General features: G+C 61.6%; 18 protein-coding genes and 1 tRNA gene. 6 read left to right on the top strand and 13 right to left on the bottom strand.

From position 1 onward, the window contains the following. Nucleotides 1-4: 4 nt before the first annotated feature. The 3 genes from NGM68_RS17925 to NGM68_RS17915 all read left to right on the top strand — a co-directional run bounded on the left by NGM68_RS17925 (nucleotide 5) and on the right by NGM68_RS17915 (nucleotide 3,535). On the top strand, nucleotides 5-907 hold the full coding sequence (locus NGM68_RS17925) for a 3-hydroxyacyl-CoA dehydrogenase family protein (RefSeq protein ID WP_252699582.1): 903 nt from the start codon (nucleotides 5-7) through the stop codon (nucleotides 905-907). Between the two features lie 47 nt (nucleotides 908-954). Next, nucleotides 955-1,734, top strand: a complete 780-nt coding sequence (locus NGM68_RS17920; RefSeq protein ID WP_425493628.1) for an enoyl-CoA hydratase/isomerase family protein — start codon at nucleotides 955-957, stop codon at nucleotides 1,732-1,734. Between the two features lie 268 nt (nucleotides 1,735-2,002). Beyond that, nucleotides 2,003-3,535: a DUF7289 family protein gene (locus tag NGM68_RS17915; RefSeq protein ID WP_252699580.1), complete on the top strand. Its 1,533-nt coding sequence runs from the start codon at nucleotides 2,003-2,005 to the stop codon at nucleotides 3,533-3,535. A gap of 117 nt (nucleotides 3,536-3,652) precedes the next feature. On the opposite strand, the gene NGM68_RS17910 is transcribed toward NGM68_RS17915, so the two are convergent. Continuing rightward, entirely contained in the window at nucleotides 3,653-4,657 is a 1,005-nt protein-coding gene (locus NGM68_RS17910) for an ornithine cyclodeaminase family protein (protein WP_252699579.1), read from the bottom strand. 52 nt (nucleotides 4,658-4,709) lie between these two features. Then, complete coding sequence (locus NGM68_RS17905) at nucleotides 4,710-4,925, bottom strand: DUF8015 family protein (protein ID WP_252699578.1); 216 nt, start codon at nucleotides 4,923-4,925, stop codon at nucleotides 4,710-4,712. 534 nt (nucleotides 4,926-5,459) lie between these two features. On the opposite strand from NGM68_RS17905, the gene NGM68_RS17900 reads away from it, so the two are divergent. Then, entirely contained in the window at nucleotides 5,460-6,167 is a 708-nt protein-coding gene (locus NGM68_RS17900; protein ID WP_252699577.1) for a J domain-containing protein, read from the top strand. Nucleotides 6,168-6,181: 14 nt separating this feature from the next. Here NGM68_RS17900 and NGM68_RS17895 read toward each other — a convergent pair whose 3' ends face one another. The 8 genes from NGM68_RS17895 to NGM68_RS17860 form a co-directional block, all read right to left on the bottom strand. Then, nucleotides 6,182-6,793: a toll/interleukin-1 receptor domain-containing protein gene (locus NGM68_RS17895; protein ID WP_252699576.1), complete on the bottom strand. Its 612-nt coding sequence runs from the start codon at nucleotides 6,791-6,793 to the stop codon at nucleotides 6,182-6,184. A 45-nt stretch (nucleotides 6,794-6,838) separates the two neighbouring features. Next, nucleotides 6,839-7,204: a DUF8159 domain-containing protein gene (locus NGM68_RS17890; RefSeq protein WP_252699575.1), complete on the bottom strand. Its 366-nt coding sequence runs from the start codon at nucleotides 7,202-7,204 to the stop codon at nucleotides 6,839-6,841. Nucleotides 7,205-7,209: 5 nt separating this feature from the next. Beyond that, nucleotides 7,210-7,854 carry a triose-phosphate isomerase gene (tpiA, locus tag NGM68_RS17885; protein WP_252699574.1) on the bottom strand — a complete coding sequence of 215 codons (645 nt, stop codon included), beginning with the start codon at nucleotides 7,852-7,854 and terminating at the stop codon, nucleotides 7,210-7,212. Nucleotides 7,855-8,016: 162 nt separating this feature from the next. Continuing rightward, entirely contained in the window at nucleotides 8,017-8,559 is a 543-nt protein-coding gene (locus NGM68_RS17880; protein ID WP_425493585.1) for a multiprotein bridging factor aMBF1, read from the bottom strand. Nucleotides 8,560-8,639: 80 nt separating this feature from the next. Further along, on the bottom strand, nucleotides 8,640-9,254 hold the full coding sequence (locus NGM68_RS17875) for a CDP-alcohol phosphatidyltransferase family protein (RefSeq protein WP_252699573.1): 615 nt from the start codon (nucleotides 9,252-9,254) through the stop codon (nucleotides 8,640-8,642). Further along, nucleotides 9,251-9,769 carry an adenylate kinase family protein gene (locus NGM68_RS17870; protein WP_252699572.1) on the bottom strand — a complete coding sequence of 173 codons (519 nt, stop codon included), beginning with the start codon at nucleotides 9,767-9,769 and terminating at the stop codon, nucleotides 9,251-9,253. The genes NGM68_RS17875 and NGM68_RS17870 overlap by 4 nt, the downstream gene beginning before the upstream one ends. 3 nt (nucleotides 9,770-9,772) lie before the next feature. After that, the gene (hisC, locus tag NGM68_RS17865; protein ID WP_252699571.1) at nucleotides 9,773-10,906 is read right to left on the bottom strand and encodes a histidinol-phosphate transaminase; all 1,134 of its coding nucleotides are present in this window, start codon (nucleotides 10,904-10,906) and stop codon (nucleotides 9,773-9,775) included. A 291-nt stretch (nucleotides 10,907-11,197) separates the two neighbouring features. Next, a tRNA-Leu gene (locus tag NGM68_RS17860) sits at nucleotides 11,198-11,280 on the bottom strand. 572 nt (nucleotides 11,281-11,852) lie between these two features. Between NGM68_RS17860 and NGM68_RS17855 the strand changes: the two genes are divergently transcribed. Continuing rightward, nucleotides 11,853-13,118, top strand: a complete 1,266-nt coding sequence (locus NGM68_RS17855; RefSeq protein ID WP_252699570.1) for an ABC transporter substrate-binding protein — start codon at nucleotides 11,853-11,855, stop codon at nucleotides 13,116-13,118. Between the two features lies 1 nt (nucleotide 13,119). Next, nucleotides 13,120-13,422 carry a hypothetical protein gene (locus tag NGM68_RS17850; protein WP_252699569.1) on the top strand — a complete coding sequence of 101 codons (303 nt, stop codon included), beginning with the start codon at nucleotides 13,120-13,122 and terminating at the stop codon, nucleotides 13,420-13,422. A gap of 156 nt (nucleotides 13,423-13,578) precedes the next feature. Here NGM68_RS17850 and NGM68_RS17845 read toward each other — a convergent pair whose 3' ends face one another. From NGM68_RS17845 to NGM68_RS17835, 3 genes are read right to left on the bottom strand one after another with little or no spacing between them, the layout of a single operon-like run. Then, nucleotides 13,579-14,553 (bottom strand): carbohydrate ABC transporter permease, encoded by a 975-nt coding sequence (locus NGM68_RS17845; RefSeq protein WP_252699568.1) that lies wholly within the window; start codon nucleotides 14,551-14,553, stop codon nucleotides 13,579-13,581. Between the two features lie 6 nt (nucleotides 14,554-14,559). Further along, nucleotides 14,560-15,519: a carbohydrate ABC transporter permease gene (locus NGM68_RS17840; RefSeq protein ID WP_252699567.1), complete on the bottom strand. Its 960-nt coding sequence runs from the start codon at nucleotides 15,517-15,519 to the stop codon at nucleotides 14,560-14,562. Nucleotides 15,520-15,546: 27 nt separating this feature from the next. Further along, nucleotides 15,547-16,677, bottom strand: a complete 1,131-nt coding sequence (locus tag NGM68_RS17835) for an ABC transporter ATP-binding protein (protein WP_252699566.1) — start codon at nucleotides 16,675-16,677, stop codon at nucleotides 15,547-15,549. Nucleotides 16,678-16,910: the final 233 nt, after the last annotated feature.

Below are 16,910 nucleotides of genomic sequence, written 5' to 3'. Positions count from 1 at the left end.
GTACATGAACGTTGGTGTACTTGGAGCCGGAACCATGGGCCACGGCATCACCCAGGTCGTCGCTATGGCCGGCCACGACGTCGTCATGCGGGACATCCAGGTCGAGTTCGTCGAACGCGGGATCGACTCCATCGAATCAAATCTGCAGGAGGGTGTCGACCGGGAGAAAGTCAGTTCCGAGACGAAAGCGGCCACCCTCGAGCGCATCGACGGAACGATCGATCTGGCCGAAGCGGTCGAAGAGGCCGACCTGGTGATCGAGGCCGTCCCGGAGGACATGTCCCTGAAGCGGGAGACCGTCGAAGACGTCGAGTCGCTGGCTCCCGACGACGCGCTCATCGCCTCGAACACGTCCTCGCTATCGCTGACCGAGATCGCCAGCGCGCTCGAGCGCCCGGAACGGGCAATCGGCCTGCACTTTTTCAACCCGGTTCACCTGATGCGCCTCGTCGAAATCGTCGTCCCCGAACAGGCGAGCGAGGAGACGGTCGCGACGGCCGAATCCTTCGTCGAAGGGATCGATAAAGAGCCCGTCGTCGTTCGTGACTCGGCCGGATTCGCGACCTCCCGCCTCGGCGTCACCCTCGGCGTCGAAGCGATGCGGATGCTCGAGGAGGGTGTTGCCGACCCGCAGGCGCTCGATGCAGCGATGGAACTGGGGTACAATCATCCGATGGGACCGATCGAACTCGGCGATGTGGTAGGTCTCGACGTCCGTCTCGACATTCTCGAGCACCTGCGCGAGGAACTCGGCGAGCGGTTCCGGCCGCCACAGATCCTGCGCCAGAAAGTCCGGGCAGGAAAGCTCGGTCGCAAATCTGGTGAAGGGTTCTACGTGTGGGAGGACGGCGAAATCGTCGGCGTGAGCGGGGAGTACGCGTCAGCACCTGGGGGTGACGAGCAGTGAGCGACGATGACGAAAGCGGTGAGCACAATGGCGGGAGTAAGCGCGAGGTGGTCGACCTCGAGATCGGTGAACGAGTCGAGCACGTGGCGACAATCACGATCAATCGACCGGATGCGCGCAACGCGCTCAACGCACAGGTTCGCCGGGAGCTGAAGGCTACGCTCGAGGCCGTGGAAACGGACGACGACGTGCGCGTCGTGGTGCTCACCGGCGCGGACGAGGCGAAGGCGTTCGTCGCCGGGGCGGACGTCGCGGAGCTTCGCGAGCGCGGGCCGATCGAACAGCGGGAGGCGAGCAAGCGGCCGCGGGTCTACGAATACGTCGACGATCTCGAGAAACCCGTCATCGCCCGCCTGAACGGCCACGCGCTCGGTGGCGGTTGTGAACTCGCCCAGGCCTGTGACGTTCGCATCGCGAGCGAGCGCGCGAAACTCGGCCAGCCGGAGATCAACCTGGGGATCATCCCAGGCGGTGGCGCGACACAGCGACTGCCACGACTCGTCGGTGAGGGCCAGGCCATGCGTCTGATCCTCTCCGGGGAACTCATCGACGCCGAGGAGGCCAGGGAGATCGGTCTAGTGGACGCGATGTATCCACCCGAGGAACTCGACGAGCACGTCTACGACCTGGCGGAGTCGATGGCGACGAAGAGTCCAATCGCCCTCGAGTTCGCGAAACAGGCGGTTCGAGCGAGTTCGCGGATGGAACTCGAGACGGGTATCGAGTACGAAGCCGAGTTGTTTGCCCAGTTATTCGGAACCGCCGACAAGAACGAAGGGATCGACGCCTTCTTCGAGGATCGAACGCCCGACTGGGAGGGCCGATAACCGGTCGCTGCCACGGTCTCGAGAACGAGATCTGTGGGTCGAATCGGCCGAGAGTGAGTCCACCAGTCGACGTTGGTTTTACGATCGATATCGGTGAAACGTTCTTGTTCACGAAATGGAAGGTAGCGGAAACATCATAACCCGTGACGTTGTTTCATTCGTATATGATCCGCTTGCGCCAACTCAATCGGGGGATTTCGGGGGGCATAGAGCGGGGGTTTTCGTATCGACGTTTTGAACAGGAAATCGGCTTGGACGGTGCGACACGATGACCGGCCGGTGGCGTGATAGCCGTGGGCTCACACCGGTGCTCGGACTGACGCTGCTGATCGGCATGGTCGCCGTTGCGAGCATCGGAATCTTCCTCGTCAGCAGCGCCTCGTTGTCCTCGTCCGCGGATGGACTCGAGGACGAACGGGTTGAGCAATCCTTTACGCAACTCGGTGCCGATCTGAACACGGTCGCCGCCTCGAGCAGTGACACGCGGACGGTAGCACTTGGGCTCGAGGATGCCGAAGGGGACGTCTCGCTCGTCGACTCCGGCCATATGACAATCACGGTTGCGGGTGTCGACGACCCGATTATCGACGAACCGCTCCGGTCGATCGAGTACCGCGACGGCGACACCGTCGTCGCCTACGAGGGCGGAGCGGTGTTCCGCGGCAGCGGCACCGAAACCCGCCTCCTCTCCGGGCCGCAGGTCGAGTTCCGTGAGGAAACCTTGCATCTCCCGGTCACGCGCCTCAATGGCGTCGAGTCGGTGTCGAACGACCGGATTCGACTATCGAAGCTCGGGAGCGAGGATCTGACGCGCGACGGCCCGAACGTTGCGGGTCGATTCGTCAGGATCACGATCGAGAGTCCCTACTACGTCGGCTGGGCCGAACACTACGAGCGCCAGGTCGATGCGTCGTACGTACGCGTCGATCACGAATCCGAGACCGTGACCGTTCTGCTTGGACAACCCCAGCCAGACGGTTCCTACGACGGTGCCGTCTACGCACAGGGGGACGTGAAGGACAACGGCGGAACGCCCTCGGTCAACGGATCGATAACGGCGAGCGGGGACGTCAATATCACCTGCGAGGAACCGACCGTCTGTACCGGCGGTGAAGAGTTCGACTTGCGTCCGCTCGACGAAGACATCGCGTACCTCCTCGAGACGGTCGATGACGACGCGCAACCGATCGAAGGATCGACGCTCGAGAACGGCACCTACCTGACGGATAACCTATCGCTGCCGGACGACCTGACGATCGATCTGAGCGAAGGGAACGTGACGCTCGTCGTCGACGGCTACATCGGGCTCAATAACGCGAAGATCGAGGTTATTGGCGCGGAAGGAACGAATAATGTCGCCCGGGTCTATACCACTGGCGACGTCGCGATCGGCGGCGGAAGCAGCGGCGTTTCCGTCGAATCGGACGATCCGTCGCGATTCCAGCTCTATGGGACCTCCGAGATGAAATTCGCGATCGGGCAAGGGGAGTTCACGGGAACGATCTACGCACCGCGTGACGAACCGGCTGAGGGGACGAACGACGTGGTCGAGGAGTACGCCCCCAATGCAGACTGTTCACCCGATGCCGACTGGGCGGACGTCTGTATCGGCACGGGGAGCGTCGACTTCACCGGCTCGATCATCTCTGGGCCGATGGCGATCGCTCAGAACGCGGAACTGACCTACGACCCGCTCCTGAAAACGGTCGAGCCGACCATCGACATCAAACCCGAACACCTGCCGCCCAAACTAACCCACCTCACCATCGTCGCCCACGACGTCGGCGTCGAAAGCGACTGACGCCGGTAGACGGAATCGAGCCGCGAGCAGTCATACGGTTTGCTGTACCTTGTTATCGGTGAGTGCCCACCCGGGAGGGAAATCACCGGTAAGAGACTACAGCCGACCGTATCAGTGTCAGGGTCGCTCCCCGGTCAACGCCTCGCTCGCCGGTGAGAGTGACAGCGTCGTTCCCAGCCCCTGTTCTACCGCCCGTTCGTACAACATGGCCGCCGCAGCGACGGTCTCGATTCCCGTCCCGCCGCTGTCGAACACCGTAATCTCGTCGTCGCTCGTTCGTCCTGGGTGTTCACCGGCGACGACCTCTCCCAGTTCTGCATGAATGTGATCGGTATCGACGACCCCGGCCTCGAGCGCCGCCAGAAACGATCCAGCATCGGACGTCGCTCGCTCGCGGAGGTCGGGGACGTACGTCGCCCGTTCGATCGTCGTCGTGTCGAGTTCGCGCTTTTTCGGGTGGTACTGACCCATCGCCGTCACGTGGGTTCCGGGCTCGAGCAACGAGCCGTCGAAGACGGGTTCGGTCGCGGTCGTCGCCGTAATGACGACGTCAGCGTTCTCGACGGCCGCCGCGCTGGAGTCGACGGCGACCACGTCGGCCTCGAGGCGGTCGTCGAAGTCGGCGGCAAACGCAGTGCGGTTCGATTTTGTGGGTGAGAAGACGCGAACCGTCTCGAAGTCTCGGACAGTCGCGGTCGTCTGAAGCTGTCCGCGTGCCTGCGGGCCGGTACCGATGACCGCGAGCGTACGCGCGTCCGTCCGGGCGAGTGCGTCGACGGCGACGGCCCCGGCAGCACCCGTCTTGAACGGGTTCATGTGTGCGCCGTCGAGCAGCGCCAGCGGTTCGCCGCTATCGGCGTCGAAAAGGGGCGTCATGAACCAGGCGTCCTTGGCACCGAAGCCGGCGCTGTACATGTATCCACCCATTGCGCCGGTTTCGGGCAGAAGGGCCGTATAGCTGGTGAAAAGGCCGCCAGGTTCCGATCTAAACAGGGCGGTTCGTGGTTCGGCTGGCGCGCCCTGACCGCGCTGTCGATACGCCTCGCGAACGGCGTCGACGTAGTCGGCTGCCGTTGCAAGCCCGGTGACGTCCTCACTGGTGAGAAAGACGAGGTCGGTCATACGAACACGAAGCGCGCGATCGATAAAAAAGAGCGTGGCTCAGAAGACGACGTTAGTCGGAATTGATCGTCGGATGGGTGGCTGGAGTCTCTTCCGACGAATCGATCGGAGCGTTGACGAACATTGCGTGGCCGATGACACCAATCGCGACGAGGGCACTGACCGGAACCGCTGTCGTCAGTGGAATACCGACGACAGTCAGTGCGGCAGTGATTCCGAGCAGTGCGACCGGGATAAGTCCAAGAACAATGTCGTAATATCCAGCCATAATCTATCTCATTCTATGAGGAATATGCATATAAGCGTTTCCCATAATTAGCCGATATAGGATTCGTCCCTAATCAGTATTTAGAGCGTATTATCGCCATAACTTATGAAGCATTTATACACGCGCACATGGGCTAGAAACAAACACTGATTATCGGGCAGTTATGACATAAAATCTGTATTAAATAATTGGTGGAGGATATTAACCGCATGACTGGGACGACTTAAATTGGCTACCAACCGAGAGTGCCAGTGGCACATTCAAAATGATTAATCAGTGAATACATTCGACGGCCTGTTTCAGATTTGTCACACCAGGTATGTAACGAATCCAAATGACAATCGAAATCGGTTCCGATATCGTGTACGATCAGCGCGAAGAGTCCACTCTCGCCGCTCGTTGCGTACCCGTTCGACCGCGCGATGGAAACAGTTCTGTACCGTCCCGGACTGTCCGTGCCAGTGTTGTCCCGATCGCACGACCGTGTCTGGGTAAGAGAGGACTAATATAGCACGAATACGAACCCAATGGCAGATGGCTGTGGTCGACGAACGTCGCGAGCGATGTGACGGCTGTGGGAAAGCCGTCACCCTCGAGCATCTCACGACCGTGACGATGCCGGATGGAGAACGACTGGCCTGCTGTCCCTCCTGTGAACCACACGCCCGCGAGGCGGCCAGAAAACTCGATTCGCTCGAGCACACGCACGCCACCTGCGATGGCTGTCGGTCGACGTTCTCGCGAAACGACCTCGAGGACGTCGTCCTCACCGATGGCACCGTCATCACCTGCTGTCCTGCGTGCCTCGAAGAGGTTCCCGGCCACGGCGCGGGAAGAGGGCAAACTGACGATTCACCCGGGTCTACTGAGGGTGAGGGTGGCCGTACTCACCCGGATACCGGATCAGGGGTGGAAACGACTGAACTCGCAACGCGGCGACAGCTCTGTAGTCAGTGCCACGAGTGGGTTACCGAAGAGCGCTATCACGTGACGACGATCGACGGTCGGACCGAGGAGATGTGTGCCGACTGCAAGGAACTGGCCGAAGAGAAAGGGGTCGTCAGCGGGGTCAAAATGCGAACGGTCGAAGCGCGGGAGATTCTTCGTGTGGACGACGACGCGACGACCCAGGAAATTCGCCAGGCATTTCTCACCCAGATCAAACACGCCCACCCCGACAAACGGAGCGGAAGCGAGTCTGCGTTCAAGCTCGTCAAGGAAGCCTACGATCGGCTCAAATAGCTGGTTGGTGCAGATCAGACACTGCCTTCGGTTCGCCCGAGGAATCCGATCGTCGCCGGATCGAAGTAGTACGACGTTGCACAGACGTCACACGACGTCTCGAGACGTTGTCCGTGCTGGGAGAGTTTCCACAGTTTCGTTTGTCCCGACGTGATATCGAGCGTCACTGGATGCCCACAGTCGGGGACGGTACAGGGAAAGCGGATGTACCAGTTGGGTACCGAGAGCGCCCCCAGTGGGGCAAGTTCTCCTCGCAACCGACAGAGGAGGTTGAAGATCGTAAACGACGGATTCTCTCGATCGATTGCGACGCCTTCGACGCCGTCTATGAACCCACCTCGAAGGGTTTCGTCGTCGTATAACGGCAACACCGGTATTCCTTTTGCGAGCGCGTATCCAATCTCCTGGTTGACCCACCGGCTGTTCGCAGAATTGTCGGTCAACACCGCGACGACGACGTCGCTGTTAGCGAGTCTCCCCTCTAACCGTTTTCTCGACCGGCCAGATTCGACCTCCTCGAGCGCGATGTGGACGCCGAACGGGAAGTTCTTGACCGTCGAGAACAGCTCCTGTACCAGTTCGAGGTCGACTGGTGCGTGGGACACGAACACCTGTTCTCCGGTCATTGGCTAGTCTACAGCCCTCAAGACAGTGCTCAATAATGAATCTGTCTAACTATCAGAATATTTATTATTGACCGTATCGAGCACGCGCTGGGAGAACTCGACCTCACTCAGTTCGGTTCCGAGTTGCTCGAACCACGATGCGTCGACGAACCAGGTACCACGAATAGCTCCGTCGGTCGTTGTGGAAACCGCCTCGAGTCTCCCCGGCTCCCACTCCGGGCGCTCTTCGACGATGGTGAGCACTGTCCGAACGACGATGCTGACCTCGTGTGTGGTAACGCCCGGCGCGTCGTGTACCATCTCGTACTCGATCCGAGTGCCTCCCTCGGTCGATTCGTACGCCTCGATGTAGACGCCCTGGCTCATCAGGCGATTTTCGAGGGTGACCTCGATCGGGTTCTCCTGGCTCATCGCTCTCAGAGTGGGTCGACCAGGTCGGCCAGTGCTGCCGCCGGGTCGTCGGCTTTCGCCACGCCACTGGCGAGCAAGACGCCGCTCGAGCCGAGTTCGCCGGCGGCGACGACGTCCTCACCGGTGCTGATGCCGGCACCACACAGGACGGTCACGTCGGGGTCGACCTGGGCCGCTGCCTCGACGGCGTCTTCGACGACGTCCGGATCGGCCTGACTCACGGGGGTTCCCGTGCCGATCAGTTCGGGCGGTTCGACGGCGACTGAATCGGGGCCGAGTGCGGTCACGGCACCGATCTGGGCCGGATTGTTGGCACAGACGACCGTCTCGAGGCCGGCTCGCTCGGCCGCCCGGACGGAGCCGTCGATATCGGCGAGCGTCAGTCGGCGTTCGGAGTGATTGATCAGCGTGCCAACGGCCCCGGCGTCGTCGACCGCTTCGGCGAGGGTGTGTCCGGTGTTGCTCCCGTACTCGATCGGGTCGACGTGCTGGGCCCATGTTTCAACGCCAGTAGCGGCGACGCGCTCGAGGTGTGGTGCCTGGGCTGCGACCCCGATGCGGGCATCGGTAGTCTCGTTGACGTCGCTAGCGGCCTGGGCGACCGAAACGGGGTCGCACGGATAGGTCTTGAGATTGATCAGCACGAACATACTGGAGACGCGGTGCCCGCACGCAAAATAGTTTGTGAGATCGCTGACTCCCGAATAGCTGTCAGCGCCCGCCAGCCCGTCGCTCATATGGTCTGCTGTAGTCTCTTACCGGTAGTTGCCCTATCAGATCGGCAATCACCGGAAAAGTAACAGTAAACCGTATCAGTCCTTCCGTTTGACGACGTCACCGAGCGTGTAACTGCCCGTCGACGACCCACCGTCCCAGTCGGAATCCTCGGCTGAGCCACCCCCGCCGGTGAGGCTGATCTCGAGGAACCCCTCTAGTTTGCCCTGGACGCGGTCGCTTGGAAGCGTGTCGCCGCGCTCGAGTTTGTGGATCAGGCTGGCCTTCTCGTTGAGTTCGTTCGCCAGCTCAGACTGGCTGAGGCCTTTCTGCTCCCGTCCGTTGCGAATTCGATCGTCGTAGTCGGGAACGATCTCGTCCATGTCGTCGAACATGTCCCGGCGACGCGATCGCCCGGATCCGCTCGATCCGCCCGAACTCGACGCACTGGTGCTCGACTGGGATCCCGACCCGCTACCGGATCCCGTCGAGTACTTCGTCGACGTGCTCGAACTCGTGGACTGTGTTTTCACCTCGGTTCCGAAATCAGTACAGTTCGAACACACGTCCAGCTTCGCGCCTTCGACTTTGATGGTCTTCGGGGACGACGTCTCGGCGCCACACATCTCGCACTGAACCATGATCGACCCTAGCGCGTCCCTCGTGATAAAGGATACGGCGCTGGGACTGTTCCGTCTACACGAGGGTGCAATCCGTTCACCTAGTCGAGTACGTTCCAGGCGTAGAAGAACCGCTGGGCGGCCGTAATGTGCCCGATGACGGCGAGGAAGACCAGCAGCCAGCCGATCAGACCCAGCCCCGCGATGTCCACCGTCTCGAGCGGATAGGCGAGAAAGCCGACGATGCCGATGATCGCCAGGCGGTCGGCTCGACCGACCAGCCCGCCGTAGACGCGATCCATGCCGACGGCCTGCGCCTGCGTGCCGAGGTAGGAGGTCATGACGACGCCAGTGACCGCCAGAAAGCCGAGCAGATAGTCGCCGATACCGGCGGCGAGGCCGCCGATGACGATGATGTCGGCGTAGCGATCGAGGACGTGATCGAGCAGGTCACCAGCGGCGGAGGCGACCTCCTGTTTCCGTGCGAGGGCGCCGTCGATGATGTCGAGCCACCCGTTCAGGAACACGAAGATCGCACCGCCGACGTACCAGATCGGATGGGCGACACCGCCGAGGTAGAACGCGGCCGCCGCGGCGACTGCCATCAATCCGGCAATCACACTCACGGCGTCTGGCGTCATCCCCACCCGATCGAACCCGTTCACGAACGGATCGAGGAACCCAGAGATGTACGGACGAAGCTTATCCAGCGTCATGCCAGGTACCCCACGAAGTCGACGGTGCCAGCGCTCGGTTCCCGATCGCCGCGAACGACCGCCTCGAGGTCGTCCGCCACCGCTTCAGGGTCACGGTCGGTGGTGTCGATTTCGTAGACCGATTCCTGCCCGTGGATATCGACTGCTTCCGCGAGGACGACGTCGAGGGCCTCACTTTCGGCGTTCTCCTGGGCTTTCGCCGTGGATTCCCCCCGATTGCGGAGCCGATTTTCGAGTTGCGATGGTTCACACCGCAACACGGCGACCCGGTCTACTTCGAAGTGGTGAGCCAGGTGCGACTCGACGAGGACGTCCTTCCGTCCCTCGAGCCACGCCGCGAGCGCGTCGAGGTCGGCGACCTTGCTGTCTCGCTCCTCGTCGACCTCGGTGTACAGCCCCTCCCGCTCGAGTACCTCGTTGAGGTGGATGACGTCGTAACCCTCGAGACGGGGCTCGAGGAGCGACGAGGCCGTCGTCTTCCCCGTTCCGGGCGTGCCGGTGATGGCCACGCGCATGGGTCAGGCACCTCCCGTCTGCGGACGGTTGGATAGGTTCGTCGCGCCCGCCTCGAGAACCTCGTTGAGCGTCTCGATCGCTCGCCCGGTCTCCCTATCGGTGCCACAGGTGATCCGAATACACCCAGGCAGCCCGAAACTCGTACAGTCACGGACGATAACGCCGCGTTCTTGCATCGCGTCAGCGACCGGCGTCGCCTCGCCGACGTCGACGAGGACGAAGTTGCCCGCACTCGGCCAGACGTGGGCATCGATCTCCTCTGACATCCGCTTTCGAGCGGCGGTCACCGTCTCGATCGTCCGTTCGACGTGTTCGTGGTCGTCGAGGGCGGCCAGTCCGGCCCGGCAGGCCAGTTCGCTCGCGGCGAACGGGGTATTCACCCGCGTGTACGCGTCCGCCCAGCTCTCGGGAACGACGGCGTAGCCGAGACGTAACCCGGCGAGGCCGTACGCCTTCGAGAACGTGCGGATCACGGCCACATCGTCGCGTTTCGCGAAACCGTCTCGACCCTCGAGCAGGGCCACGGCGCTGTCGACGTCGGCGAACTCGCCGTAGGCCTCGTCGACGACGACCAGCGTCTCCTCGTCGGTTTCGCCGGCGATTTCCTCGACCGCTTCGAGGTCGATCGTCGAGCCCGATGGGTTGTGCGGGCTCGTGAGGTAGACGATTCGTTCGCCGTCGTACGCCTCGAGGATGGTGTCCGCGTCCTGGGCGAAGTCGTTCGCTCGCTCGAGTTCGTACTCGGCGACGTCGCCGTGGTGGAATCGGGCACTCATGCCGTAGTAGGCGAATCCCGGCGTGGGAACGAGCACGTCGTCACCCGGCTCGAGCATCGCCCTCGAGAGGTAGTCGATCGCACCGTCGCCGCCGTTCGCCAGCCAGACCTGCGGCGACTCGACGTCCCACCGGTCGGCGATTGCAGCGGTGAGGTCGGCGTGTGTCGCCTTTGGATAGGAGCTGACCCCTGGTGCAGCGGCTTCGATGGCCTCGACGGCCGCCGGTGAGGGGCCGTGGGCGTTCTCGTTCGACGCGAGTTTGACGAACGTCGACGGATCGCGCCCGAGTTCACGGGCGACCTCCTCGATGCCTCGACCCGCCTGGTAGGCGACGTGGTCGGACAGATCGCGTGGGTGCATACGAGACCCTTTTCGTCGCGACGCTTAAGGATGCTTACCTGACTCGAGCGCTCGAGAGAGGGCACAGTCGCTCGGGTGGGGTGGCCGACGAGCGCAGTCGCTCCTCGAGAGTGGTATCGAAAGTAGTTTTGCGAGGGAAGATCCCGCGTAGGACCTTCTGCATCCCTGGTGGGCGCTTTCGCGCCGCACTGGGATGCGAGGGGAGGAAATCGAACCACGGTCGCAGGAAACCTGCTCCCTGATTCAATCCCTCCGGCATCTCACTCAGCGCGTGCATGCGCTTCGTTACGATGCGAGGGGAGGGAATCGAACCCACGAACTCCTACGAGAGCGGATCTTGAGTCCGCCGCCGTTGGCCGCTTGGCTACCCTCGCACGCGGTTCGGGCTTCTCGCCTCAGCAGGTTAAACGAACCGATTTCGATTACCCTGAACGATGCAGATGTCTCAGGAAATCGTCCGGTGAAATGAACCACGATAGCTGTTGTCGGACGTGTCTGCCCGTACTGTACGCCTCCAACCGTGTGGATCTCGACAGTAACGTGGCTGACGTCACGCCTCGAGTGACCGATCGTCACCACGTGAACACAGTTTTACGCTGGGTCTCGAGCGCTGCTCATCGAGTAATATCGCTGTACTCCTCAAGAAAGTAGAATGAGAGGGACGCTTCAAATTGTGACCGACGGCGATACTGGTCACGGTACCCCGGACGAGTCGAACGGTTCCATCGACGATTGAATCACGTCTCGCTGCTCGAGGGTGGCTGTCCTTCTGTGCCGCGAATGGCACTCGATACCGTGATGGCCTGCAGAGTGTTCGTGATACAGACAGAACAGCCGAAACAGTTCGATATGTGTTCAGTTGAGTGGAGACGTCTAATCGGAAAGGTATAGTTTCGATGACAACCGTCTCAACACATTATATTCGACGACATCGGCCCGTACAGCTATGGGCGAGTCCGACTGGCAAATCGATCGACGTACCGTACTGGAAGCGATAGGCATTGGCACCGTGGGTCTGGCAGGGGCGACCAACGTACAGGCTCGTTCGACCGTGCAGGAGGGTGAGGTCACCGTCACTGCGGTCTGGACAGACGACGAGGAGGAAGACTTCCTCGCCGTCGTCGACTACGCCGAGGAGGAGACCGGCATAGACATCTCCTACGCACCCCGGGACACCGAAACACTCCTGTCGCAAACCCTCATGGATTACGAGACGGGAATCGCGACCGCCGACATCGTCGTGTTGCCGATGGAAGGTCGGGTTCGACGCGACGGCGAAGCCGGCCACCTCGAGCCGGTGGGCGACCTCTGGGACGAGGACGACTACACCACCGATCACGCGACGGTGTCGGTGAACGACGAGGTGTACGCCGCGCCGTTCGGCGGCGATCTCAAGCCGGGATTCTGGTATCGCCAGTCGTTTTTCGACGATCACGACCTCGAGGAACCGGACGACTACGACGCGTTCCTCGACCTGCTCGCGGAGATCGACGGAATAGACGGCGTCGAAGCGCCGCTGGCTTCAGGAAACGGCGACGGATGGCCGCTCAGCGACGTCACGGAGGCCTTCATCCTTCGACAGGACGACGGCCACGAGCTTCAGGTCGACCTCATCGAGGGGGAAGCCGACTTCACTGACGACCGGATCATCACGGCGTTCGAGGAGCTCCAGGAACTCCACCTCGAGGGATACTTCAGCGAGGTTCGTGACTTCGGGATCCAGTACGAGTTCTTCTGGTCGAACGAGACGCCGTTGTACTTCATGGGGTCGTGGACGCCAGCGTTCGGCGCGATCGAGGATCCCGAGGATCTGAACTACTTCATGCTCCCCGGGGCGGAAGCGATGGTGACGAGTATCAACTGGTTCACCATCCCCGCGTACGTCGACGACCCAGATGCGGCGAGAGACGCGCTCGAGGCGATCATTTCGGCCGACGGACAGGAGGTCTGGACCGAACGCGGCGGTTTCGTCCCCACGGCGGTCGACGTCTCCGAGGACGCCTACGAACTCGACGTCATGCGCGATCTCACCGAGGAGGCCGACGAGGTCGAACTCGTCCCCGACCTGGACGACGCGCTCGGTGATCCGTTCCAGGCGGAGTTCTGGTCGCAACTGCTCGGGTTCTGGGCGGAACCGGATCAAGACGTCGAGCCGATTACCGAGGCGCTCGACGACGTGCTCCAGGAGACGGTCGGGGACGACGAGGCATAACGTGGCCGACGTCGGCAGCGGTGTGGACGACGGACGCAGCGTCCTCGAGACGCTGGTCATCATTGGCCAGGAGATCCGTCGAAGCAGTGTGAACGCCGTCGCTGTCGACGTCCTGTACGTCTTCACCACGGCATTTTTCGCCTCCCTGGCAGTGCGTGGTCTCTGGCCGGCACTCATCGCTGCCCTCCCGATCGCGGTGTTGCTCTCGTTCGCCTGGATGTCCTCTCGATTCTTTCTCATCACGAATCTCATCGTTGCCGTTATAGCGGTGTGGCTGACGCGGGCCGGGATGATGCCGTTGTGACGTTCGTGTCGCGAAGTTGTCCACTGTGACTCGTAGGAAAGATCGGGAGATCTGTGACGTTCGTGACCCGTGTCAAGGCACCGTCGCTCGTTGCTCGAGCGAACGTGCGAGACCGCGAGACCGTCGTCGTCCGTCGCTCGAGCGACGACGCGACCCTCAATCCGCCACCGCGGCAACCATCCCGCGCTTGTAGTACCGCTGGAGCACCAGGAACAGAATTACCGGCACCGCCATCGTCATGATCGATCCGGCAGCGATGAGTCCCCACTCGACCTGCACCCGTCCGCGCATGAGTGGAAGAACTTGTGGTGCGAGGTAGAGTTCGGGCGAGCGCATGAACACCAGGGGGAAGAAGAAGGCGTTCCAGACCCACGTGAACTGGATGACCGCGACCGACACGAGCGCCGGCGTCGAGAGTGGCAGGATGATCGTCCGAAAGATCTGGTAGCGCGAGGCTCCGTCGACGCGTGCGGCTTCCTCGAGCTCCTCCGGAATGCCGAGGAGGAAGTTTCGCAGGAACAGCACGACCCAGCCGAGCCCCCACCCGATGTGGATCAGTATCAGTCCCATGTAGGTATCGAACAATCCGAACTCACGGAGGGCGTTGTAGTTTCCCATCGCGATGAGTTCCGGCGGCGCGGCCATGACCAGCAGGATCAGGAAAAACAGCGTCGTCTTCAGCGGGAACTCGAATCGGGCGAACGGGTACGCCGCCATCACGCCGAGTAGCATCACGACGAGCACCGCCGGGATGGTGACGATGAACGTGTTGAGCAACGCCTGTCGCATCGGCGCAGTGCTGTAGTCCCACGCCCGGGAGTAGTTCTCGAACGTGACAGTCATCCCCTCGAGCTGCCACCAGCCGCCGATGATCTCCGGAAGGGGTCGGATCGACGCCATGAACAACCCGATGAACGGCACTATCCAGAGGACGGCGATGGCGATGGCGACGACGTACTTGAGGGTTCGACGCTTCCCGGGAATAGATTCGGCGATACGCGTCCGCCAGGTCAGGTCAGCCGTCGGGGGAACGTCCGGAACGTCGGCGACCGACGGGTACCGATCGTGATCGGTTGATCGTTCGGGGCCAGCGTCGATGCCTGTCGGTTCGAGGGGGTCGTCTTCTACCATGGCGAATCAGTTCATGCGGGCGATGTACAGCGCGAGGGGGGCGACGATAAACAGCTGTATCAACGCTACCACCATCGCCATCCCGTAATCTATCGGCGGGCGGAACGCGGCCCGGTACACTTCGATACCGAGCACCGAATAGGCGTGGTTCGGGCCGCCAGCAGCGCCCCCGGCAGCGTAGACGATGTCGAACATCCGCATCACCCAGATGATGCCCATGATGACGACCACTGCGGTTACGGGCTTAACCAGCGGCCAAACGATGTCCCAGAACCGTCGCCACGGCCCGGCCCCGTCGATTTTAGCCGACTCGATCAGGGATGGATCGATGGCGGACAGCGCGGAGCTGTAGAGCAACATGCTGAATCCCGTGTGGATCCAGATCCCGCCGACGATGAGGGCGTAAATCGCGACCTGGGGCGACTGCGTCCAGTTTCGAACCCACCCCTCCTGACCGACCACGCGAAGTACCTCGTTGAATATCCCGGCCTGGGGATCGTAGATGAACATGAGAACCAGCCCGATGACGATGGGCGGAACGGTGAATCCGGCGAAGACCATCGATCGCAGGATCTGTCGCCCCTTCAGGTCGGCGAACAACAACGCCAGCCCGAGCCCCAGGAACGTGCTCGCGGGGACGTGAAGGACGACCCAGAGGAGGTTGTGTGTGAGCGCGCCCATCGGATATCGGAACTGCTGCATGTTCGTCCAGTGGACGATCAACGGGTCGGTAAGCGAACGTATCCAGTTGTCGAGGCCAACGAAGCTCTCAATCGTGAAGGTGTCCCACGAGAAGAAACTCCCGACCGCTGAATAGACGATTGGAGCGACCGAGAAGATCCCGAAGAGTGTCAACCCGGGGATCAGGAACACTGCCAGTGCGACCGCCTTCTCCCGGTCGAAGTCAAGCACTCCCTCCGTCTCGTCGTCGACCGTTATGCTGTCGATATGATCCTGTAGGCTCATGTGGTTACCCGTCTTGAGCGGGCAGCGTCATGCCACCAGCTCTCCGTTCGTGTCGTACACGTAGGCGTCGTCGGCGTCGAACGTGAGGTACACTCGATCGCCCCGCGAAACGGAACGATCAGCCACCTTCGCGTTGACGATTTGTTCGTTGACGGTGACGTTGATCAGGATGTACTCCCCAAGCGGTTCGACGGTGTCGACCGTTCCTTCGATGACGTTCCCCGATGACGGACGCGTGGTGGTCAGGGTCAGGTTCTCGGGTCGAACACCGAGTGAGACCTCGCCCTGGGAATCGGCCGCCACCACACTGGCGGTTCCGACGTCTTCCCGTTCACCCGTCTCCACAACGGCTCCCTTGGCTTCGATGACGCCCCCCAGATCGACGGTACCAGCCGCTCCGAGGTCGATCGAACCGTTACGGCGAGTTCCCTCGAACAGGTTCATCGGCGGCGATCCGATGAACTGGGCGACCCATGCCGTCCTGGGTCGGTCGTAGAGCTCTTGCGGTGGGGCAACCTGTTGAACCGTTCCCTGGTTCATGACCGCGACCGTGTCAGCCATGCCCATCGCCTCCTCCTGATTGTGCGTCACGTAGACCGTCGTGATGTCGAGCTCGTTCTGGAGGCGTTTCAGCTCGATGCGCATCTCCTGTCGCAATTTGGCGTCGAGATTCGACAGGGGTTCGTCGAGGAGAAAGACTGACGGCTCCCGGACGATGGCTCGGGCGAGCGCCACTCGCTGACGCTGTCCGCCGCTCAGCTCCCCCGGTTTTTTCGCGACCTGATCTTCGATGTGGAGCAGTTCGGTTACCTCCTCGACTTTCTCGTCACGCTCGTCGGGAGAAAAGCCGCGGACTTTCAACGGGTAACCGATGTTCTCCCCGACCGTCATGTGCGGATAGAGGGCGTAGTTCTGAAACACCATCGCGACGTTTCGGGCACTCGGTGACCGATTGTCGACGCGGTCGTCGTCGAAGTAGATGGCCCCCTCCGACGGTTGCTCGAGTCCGGCGATCATGCGTAGCGCCGTCGTCTTCCCACACCCGGACGGCCCCAGTATCACGAGAAACTCGGCGTCTTCTACCTCGAGGCTCACCTGGTAGTTCGCCACCGTATCCCCGAAGTATTTGCTGACGTTTTCGAGCGTAATGGCGACCATTCACCCTCTTTAAAGACGGATATCATTATTAATCCCTACTCTACTGGCTGTTTTTTTGAATAGTGCGGCAGAATGGATGGTTCAGCAAAAACGATACTCGCTCGGGCGGGTAGCACGAACTGTCATCGCTCCGTGCGACCGGTGTTTCGTGAGCGGAGGGTCGACGGAGAGACCTCGAATTCCGGGCCCTACCTATCAACCTGTTCGCTGGCTCGAGTGACACTCCCAACCGA

The organism is Natronosalvus vescus (assembly GCF_023973145.1).
GTDB classification, from domain to species: domain Archaea; phylum Halobacteriota; class Halobacteria; order Halobacteriales; family Natrialbaceae; genus Natronosalvus; species Natronosalvus vescus.
The sequence above is the reverse complement of the archived record's forward strand: the minus strand, read 5'-3'. Positions and strand labels throughout refer to the sequence as shown.